Source organism: Oceanibaculum pacificum (genome assembly GCF_001618175.1).
Taxonomy (GTDB): domain Bacteria; phylum Pseudomonadota; class Alphaproteobacteria; order Oceanibaculales; family Oceanibaculaceae; genus Oceanibaculum; species Oceanibaculum pacificum.
The window spans coordinates 1-7,156 of record NZ_LPXN01000056.1; the positions used below are offsets into that span (position 1 = coordinate 1).

Consider the following 7,156-nt stretch of genomic DNA (forward strand, 5'->3'; position numbering starts at 1 on the left):
GGCTCCTCAGCATGAGGGGAGCGGGGCGGCACGGCCGGTGAGGGCGCTGGTGGAGCACCGGCGGAACATCCCAAAGCACCCTCGTCCTGAGGAGCGCCGGAGGCGCGTCTCGAAGGACTGGGCGGCGCGCGCCGGCTCTTCAGCATGAAGGGTCATCTGGCGGTGCAGCCGGCGGGAGCACCGGCGGAACATCCCAAAGCACCCTCGTCCTGAGGAGCGCCGGAGGCGCGTCTCGAAGGACTGGGCGGCGCGCGCCGGCTCTTCAGCATGAAGGGTCATCTGGCGGTGCAGCCGGCGGGAGCACCGGCGGAACATCCCAAAGCACCCTCGTCCTGAGGAGCGCCGGAGGCGCGTCTCGAAGGACTGGGCGGCGCGCGCCGGCTCTTCAGCATGAAGGGTCATCTGGCGGTGCAGCCGGCGGGAGCACCGGCGGAACATCCCAAAGCACCCTCGTCCTGAGGAGCGCCGGAGGCGCGTCTCGAAGGACTGGGCGGCGCGCGCCGGCTCTTCAGCATGAAGGGTCATCTGGCGGTGCAGCCGGCGGGAGCACCGGCGGAACATCCCAAAGCACCCTCGTCCTGAGGAGCCTGCGAAAGCAGGCGTCTCGAAGGGCCGGACGGCGCGCGCCGGCTACACCCCCGGCGTATCGGCGGCGAAGACGTCGCTGGAATCCAGGCTGGTGACGCCCAGCACGGTGATCAGCGCGTCGCGCGGGCCGTCGACCGTAAGCGTCACGCCGTCGGTGCCGGCCTGCTGGCTGGCGAGGATACCGGCAATCTGCGAGGCGTCGACGCCCTGGATGGCGATGCGGTCCACGCCATTGCCGAAATCCAGGATCGTCGGGGTCAGCACCGCGTTCTGGAAATTCACGTCGAAGCCGCGCACCACGAAGGTATCATCGCCCGTCCCGCCGACCAGCGTGTCGGCGCCGAGGCCGGAATAGATCGTGTCGTTTCCGCCGCCGCCCTCGATGGAATCCAGCCCCTTGCCGCCGCGCAGCTCGTCGCCGCTGGAACTGCCGACGATGGTGTCGCCCTGGTTGCCGGCGCTCACCACATTGCCGAAGCCGTCGCTGACGTCGATATAGTCGAAGCCGTCGCCGCCCAGGATCGAATCGCTGCCGCCGCCGCCGAACAGCACATTGTCGGCGGCGTTGCCGGTGATTGTGTCGTTGCCGCTGCCGCCGGTCGCGTTCTCGATGACGACGCCCAGGGCGATGCGCACCGTCTCGGCCAGCGTGATTTCCTCGAAATTGCCGTCATAGGCGGTGAGCGGCTGGCCGAGCTGGCTCCAGGCGCCGGCAGTCAGGTCGATCGAGACCGAGCGGTTGCCGGTGGCGGTGATCGTGTCGATGCCGCCGGCGTCCCAGATCGTCTCGTAATAGGTGCCGGCACCGGCGAAGCTGTAGCTGTTGTTGCCGGCATTGTGGGCGGTATTCGCGCCGTACATCGCCTGGATCGCCAGGATGTCGTACAGCATCGGCGTATAGGCTTCCTGCCCGCCGGCCATGAAGCTGTCGCTGTCGCCCGGCACGGCGCTGTAGGACATCAGGCTGTTGCCGTAATAATCCTCCCCGGCCGGCAGGGCGGGGAAGTCGCCATATTCCTCGAACGGATGCTTCAGGCCCAGCGCATGGCCGATCTCGTGGACCAGCGTGTTGAAATTGAAGCTGCCGGCCTCCCAATCGGTCGAGAAAAGCTCGTTCGAATTGATCCAGACATCGCCAGAGATGGGGCCGCTGCCGGGAAAATAGGCATAGGCCGCCGATCCTTCCATCTCGTAGCTGGTGAAGGCGAAGCGTAGCGTGCCGACTGTGTCGCTGGTGTCGCTGACTTCCTGGAAGGTGATGTTGGCGACGTCGCTCCATGTCGCCAGCGCGTCGCGCACGGCGCTCCGCTGCTGGGTGTTGAGCGGCGCGAATTCGGCGTCCCACGGTTCGCCGCCTTCGGAAGGCGGGTCATAGCCGAGCGCGCGGCTGGTGGACCACACGCTGTCGTCGCCGGGAAAGGAATAGGAGATGACCGTGGTGCCGCCCGACCCGGCTTCGCCCGACCAGAAAACGCCGCCCAGCAGGCTGTCGGTGCGGTAATCGCCCGTCAGGTCGATGAAGTCAAAATCCGATCCTTCGATGGGCGATGGCATGGGGGCGCTCCCGGACTGTTATTCGACCGGAAGCAGTTTCGCATAAGGAATGCCGTAGAGAGCTAGGGTTTTTTGCGGGTCAGCAGGAACAGGCCCTGCTCGCCGAACAGATTCGCCAGGGCGCCGCTGGCTTTCAGGCCGGTCAGCGGCTGCCCCGCCCCGTCCAGCGTGATGGCGCGCTCGATCGCGATGTCGAGGGCGCCGCACAGGTCGACGAAGTCACTGATCGTGCAGAGATGGATGTTCGGCGTGTCGAACCAGGAATGCTCCAGCGCCTCGGTCACCGGCATGCGGCCATGCAGCAGCAGATGGCGGCGCACCTTCCAATGGCCGAAATTGGGGAAGGAGACGATGGCGTGCTTGCCAATGCGCACCAGCTCGCTCAGCACCTTCCGGGGGCTTGCGGTGGCCTGCAGCGTCTGGCTGAGGATGGCGTAGTCGAAGATGCCGGCGGGAAAATCCGCCAGGTCGGTGTCGGCATTGCCCTGGATCACCGACAGGCCGCGCGTCACGCCGGCATTCACGCCGGCCTGGCTGATCTCGATGCCGCGCCCGTCCACCTGTTTCTCGCGCCACAGGAAATCCAGCAGGTCGCCGTCGCCGCAGCCGATATCCAGCACCCGCGTGCCGGGGGCGACCATGTCGGCGATGAGCTGGAGGTCGACGCGCAGCGGGGCCGTATGCACGGGGATATGCTGGTTCATTTGCGCAGTCCCCGATGCTCGGCGCAGCCCTTCAGGAAGCCGCCCAGCACGGCGAACATCTCCGGCTCGTCCAGCAGGAAGGCGTCGTGCCCCTTGTCGCTCTCGATCTCGCAGAAGCTGACATTGGCGGCGACCGCGTTCAGCGCATGCACCACCTCGCGCGTCTCCGGCGTCGGGAACAGCCAGTCGGAGGTGAAGGAGACCAGGCAGAACCGGGTCTTGGTGCCCTTGAAGGCGTTGCCCAGCACGCCGCCATGCTCCGCCGCCAGGTCGAAATAATCCATCGCCCGGGTGAGGTAGAGATAGGAATTGGCGTCGAACCGGTCGACGAAGCTGGAACCCTGGTAGCGCAGATAGCTCTCGACCTGGAAATCCGCGTCGAAGCCGTAGGTCACCGCCGCGCGATCCTGCAGGTTGCGGCCGAATTTGCGGTGCAGCGCCGGCTCCGACAGATAGGTGATGTGCGCCGCCATGCGGGCGACGGCCAGGCCGCGCACTGGCTTCACCTTCTGCCCGGCATAATCGCCACCGCGCCAGTCCGGGTCGGCCATCACCGCCTGGCGGCCGACCTCGTGGAACGCGATGTTCTGCGCCGAATGGCGCGCGGCCCCGGCGATGGGGACGGCGCAGAACACCCGGTCCGGGTAACTCGACGCCCATTCCAGCACCTGCATCGCGCCCATCGAGCCGCCGATGACGCAGAACAGCGTCTCGATGCCCAGATGGTCGATCAGCCGCGCCTGGGCGCGCACCATGTCGCCGATGGTGATGATCGGCAGGCCCAACCCATAGGGCTTGCCGGTATCCGGATTGATCGAGGCCGGGCCGGTGGTGCCCATGCAGCCGCCCAGCACATTGGTGCTGATGATGAAATAATCCGCCGGATCGACCGGCCGGCCGGGGCCGATCATGCTGTCCCACCAGCCATCCTTGCCGGTGATCGGATGGGTTTCGGCGCAGAACTGATCGCCGGTCAACGCATGGCAGACCAGCACGGCGTTGGACCGGTCGGCGTTCAGCGTGCCGTAGGTCTGATAGGCGATGGTGACGGGCGCCAGCTCGACGCCGCAATCCAGCTTCAAGGGCTTGTCGCGCCCGATCTCGAAGGCGTGGCCGGGCAGCATCTTGCCCTCCGCGCTCCGCGGGGAGGCGGGGGAGGCTGTCGATGCCGGGGCGCTGCTGAGCTCGATCATGGGCGGATGGCCGTCTATGGAAACGGACGAAAGTGCCGATTGCTACGGATCGGGCTGGTTGTCTGTCAATGTTTTCTTTGATTTTGGGGGAGGCGCGGACTAAATCTAGCCGCTTGCAAAATTCTGCCCGAAAGCGCTCGCGACCGATGACCGTGCCCATGCCGATACCCGAACAGACCGGACTCGACGCCCTCAGGGCCGAGATCGATTCGCTCGACCGGCAGATGCAGGAGCTGCTGATCCGCCGCTTCGAGGTGACGCGCGAGGTCGCCAACCTGAAGCAGAGCCAGCGCAGCCAGAATAATTGGCGGCCGAGCCGGCAGGCGCAGCTGCTGCGCGGGCTGGTGGAGCGGCATCGCGGCACCTGTCCGCAGACCGCGCTGATCCGCATCTGGCAGGAGATCATGGGCGCGTCGCTGGCGTTGCAGGGGCCGTTTTCGGTCGGCGTGGCGATCGCCGATACCGGCGATCTGTGGGACATCGCGCGCGACCATTTCGGCAATGTCGCCCCGATGGGGCTGATCGGCCCGGCCCCGCAAGTGGTAGGGGCGGTGACCGAGGGCGATATCGCCGTGGGCATCGTGCCGCTCCCGAACGACGGCGAGGAGATGCCCTGGTGGCGGCTGATCGGCGTCGGCAATGACGGCGAGACGCCGGTGCGCGCGGTGGCCCGGCTGCCGCTGTTCGGCGCCGAAGGCGCGCGCGGCAACGCCGCCATCGACGGGTTCGCGCTGGCCCGCCTGACCATCGAGCCGTCCGGCCAGGATCGCTGCCTGATGGCGGTGGAGACCAGCCAGGAGGTCAGCCGCGGCGGCATCGCGGCGCTGGCCGGCAAGATGCTGCCGGCGGGCGCGCGGGTGCTGGCCTCGGCTATCGAGAATGACGGGCGATGGTGGCTGATCGAAGCCGACCAGTTCCTGCCCGTCGAGTCCCCGTCGCCATTCGCCACCGAATCCCAGATCCGACATTACGTGCATCTCGGCTGCTACGCCGCTCCCTACGGAGCCTGAGCCTAAAAGCGCCTAGAGATTTTCCCCCCGCACGTTTGCCCGCTTCCCTTCACCAACCAGCAACCGACCGAAGGTGTCGCCATGTCGCTGCCCAAGCCGCGTCCCGGTATCCTCGACCTCAAGCCGTATATCGCCACCCATGGCAGCAGCAAGCATGCCAAGGTGATCAAGCTGTCGGCCAATGAGGGCGCGCTCGGCCCCAGCCCGAAGGCGCTGGAGGCCTATCGCTCGGTGGCGGAGAATCTGCATCGCTATCCGGAGGGCGGATCGGCCAATCTGGCGCGGGCGATTGCCCGCAAGCACGGCATCGACGAAGCGCGGGTGATCTGCGGCAACGGGTCGGACGAGCTGATCGAGGTGATCATCAAGGCGTTCGCCGGCCATGGCGACGAGGTGGTCTACACCGAATATGGCTTCCGCATGTTCCCCATCACCACCCTGGCGCACAGCGCCACCCCGGTGATGGCGCCGGAGAAGGATTTCACCGTCGACCTCGACGCCATCCTGGCCAAGGTGACGGACAAGACCCGCATCGTCTTCCTGGCGAATCCGAACAACCCGACCGGCACCTACAAGACGGCCGAGGCGGTGAAGGCCTTCCACGCCAAGCTGCCGTCGGACGTGGTGCTGGTGCTGGACGCGGCCTATGCCGAGTTCGTCAGCAAGAACGATTATTCCGCCGGCATCGAGCTGGTGGAGCAGGCGCAGAACGTGATCATGCTGCGCACCTTCTCCAAGCTCTATGCGCTGGCCGGCCTGCGGCTGGGCTGGTGCTACGGCTCACCCTACCTCATCGACATCCTCAACCGGGTGCGCGGACCGTTCAACGTGAATTTGGCCGCCCAGGCGGCCGGCGTCGCGGCGCTGGAGGATACGGCGTTCCTGGAAAAGGCGCGCTCGCACAATGAGAAGGTCATGCCCTGGACCGTGGCCGAGCTGGAGAAGCTGGGCCTGAAGGTCACGCCGACCGTGACCAATTTCGTGCTGGTCGAATTTCCGCACGAGGCAAGCAAGAACGCCGACGCGGCGCTGGCCCACCTGGCCGAGCGCGGCATCCTGGTGCGCGAGATGCGCAGCTACAATCTGCCCCATCACCTGCGATTCTCGGTCGGCACGGAAGACGAGATGCAGCAGGTGATCGCGGCGCTGAAAGAGCTTTTGACATGACCGAGATTGCAACCAAGCCGCTGTTCCAGCGCCTGGCACTGGTGGGGGCGGGGCTGATCGGCTCCTCCATCGCCCATGCCGCCCGGCGCGGCAATCTGGCGGGCCATATCGCCATCACCACCCGCAGCCCCGACACGCTGAAGCGGGTGCGCGAGCTGGGCTTCGCCGACAGCGTGCATGACGATATCGCCAGTGCGGTGGCGGGCGCGGACCTCGTCATCCTGTGCGTGCCGGTCGGCGCGTGCGGCCGGGTGGCGGAGGCGATGAAGCCGCACCTGGCCCCTGGCGCCATCGTCAGCGATGTCGGCTCGGTCAAGCAGGCGGTGATCCGGGACATGCTGCCGCACATCCCGGCGGAGGTGCATTTCGTGCCCGGCCATCCGATTGCCGGCACCGAGCATTCCGGCCCCGATTCCGGCTTTGCCGAGCTGTTCGACGGCCGCTGGTGCATCCTCACCCCGCTGCCGGACGGCGATGCCAATGCGGCCGCCCGGCTGCGCGCCTTCTGGGAAGCGGCGGGCAGCACGGTGACCGAGATGGAGGCCGAGCATCACGACAAGGTGCTGGCCATCACCTCGCATCTGCCGCATCTGATCGCCTACACCATCGTCGGCACGGCGGTCGATCTGGAGGAGAGCACCAAGAACGAGGTGATCAAATTCTCCGCCGGCGGCTTCCGCGACTTCACCCGCATCGCCGCTTCCGATCCGGTGATGTGGCGCGATGTGTTCCTGAACAATCGCGAGGCCGTGCTGGAGATGCTGCAGCGCTTCTCCGAGGATCTGTCCTACCTGCAACGCGCCATTCGCTGGGGCGAGGGCGATAAGCTGGAGGAAATGTTCACCCGCACCCGCGCCATCCGCCGCGGCATCATCGCCGCCAAGCAGGCATAGGGTACGCGGCCTTGTGCGCGCCGCCGTATGCTTCGAGACGCCGCTTC

6 protein-coding genes are annotated in these 7,156 nt (G+C 66.7%); 3 read left to right on the top strand and 3 right to left on the bottom strand.

The features are described 5' to 3' along the window. Nucleotides 1–630: 630 nt before the first annotated feature. From AUP43_RS04350 to metX, 3 genes are all read right to left on the bottom strand, one after another. Complete coding sequence (locus AUP43_RS04350; protein WP_067553135.1) at nucleotides 631–2,142, bottom strand: M10 family metallopeptidase; 1,512 nt, start codon at nucleotides 2,140–2,142, stop codon at nucleotides 631–633. Nucleotides 2,143–2,204: 62 nt separating this feature from the next. Then, nucleotides 2,205–2,846 (bottom strand): methionine biosynthesis protein MetW, encoded by a 642-nt coding sequence (gene metW, locus AUP43_RS04355; RefSeq protein WP_067553137.1) that lies wholly within the window; start codon nucleotides 2,844–2,846, stop codon nucleotides 2,205–2,207. After that, entirely contained in the window at nucleotides 2,843–3,970 is a 1,128-nt protein-coding gene (gene metX / locus AUP43_RS04360) for a homoserine O-acetyltransferase MetX (protein WP_232314872.1), read from the bottom strand. The genes metW and metX overlap by 4 nt, the downstream gene beginning before the upstream one ends. A 227-nt stretch (nucleotides 3,971–4,197) precedes the next feature. On the opposite strand from metX, the gene AUP43_RS04365 reads away from it, so the two are divergent. The 3 genes from AUP43_RS04365 (at nucleotide 4,198) to AUP43_RS04375 (ending at nucleotide 7,109) form a co-directional block, all read left to right on the top strand. After that, nucleotides 4,198–5,049, top strand: a complete 852-nt coding sequence (locus tag AUP43_RS04365; protein ID WP_198154823.1) for a chorismate mutase — start codon at nucleotides 4,198–4,200, stop codon at nucleotides 5,047–5,049. Between the two features lie 81 nt (nucleotides 5,050–5,130). Then, on the top strand, nucleotides 5,131–6,216 hold the full coding sequence (gene hisC, locus AUP43_RS04370) for a histidinol-phosphate transaminase (protein WP_067553144.1): 1,086 nt from the start codon (nucleotides 5,131–5,133) through the stop codon (nucleotides 6,214–6,216). Continuing rightward, the gene (locus AUP43_RS04375) at nucleotides 6,213–7,109 is read left to right on the top strand and encodes a prephenate/arogenate dehydrogenase family protein (protein WP_067553146.1); all 897 of its coding nucleotides are present in this window, start codon (nucleotides 6,213–6,215) and stop codon (nucleotides 7,107–7,109) included. Before hisC ends, AUP43_RS04375 begins: the two co-directional genes overlap by 4 nt. Nucleotides 7,110–7,156: the final 47 nt, after the last annotated feature.

Bases quoted from the DNA above. Each gene is read 5' to 3' on its own strand.
- AUP43_RS04350 (WP_067553135.1), bottom strand. From the start codon at position 2,142: ATGCCATCGCCCATCGAAGGATCGGATTTTGACTTCATCGACCTGACG.
- metW (WP_067553137.1), bottom strand. From the start codon at position 2,846: ATGAACCAGCATATCCCCGTGCATACGGCCCCGCTGCGCGTCGACCTC.
- metX (WP_232314872.1), bottom strand. From the start codon at position 3,970: ATGCTGCCCGGCCACGCCTTCGAGATCGGGCGCGACAAGCCCTTGAAG.
- AUP43_RS04365 (WP_198154823.1), top strand. From the start codon at position 4,198: ATGCCGATACCCGAACAGACCGGACTCGACGCCCTCAGGGCCGAGATC.
- hisC (WP_067553144.1), top strand. From the start codon at position 5,131: ATGTCGCTGCCCAAGCCGCGTCCCGGTATCCTCGACCTCAAGCCGTAT.
- AUP43_RS04375 (WP_067553146.1), top strand. From the start codon at position 6,213: ATGACCGAGATTGCAACCAAGCCGCTGTTCCAGCGCCTGGCACTGGTG.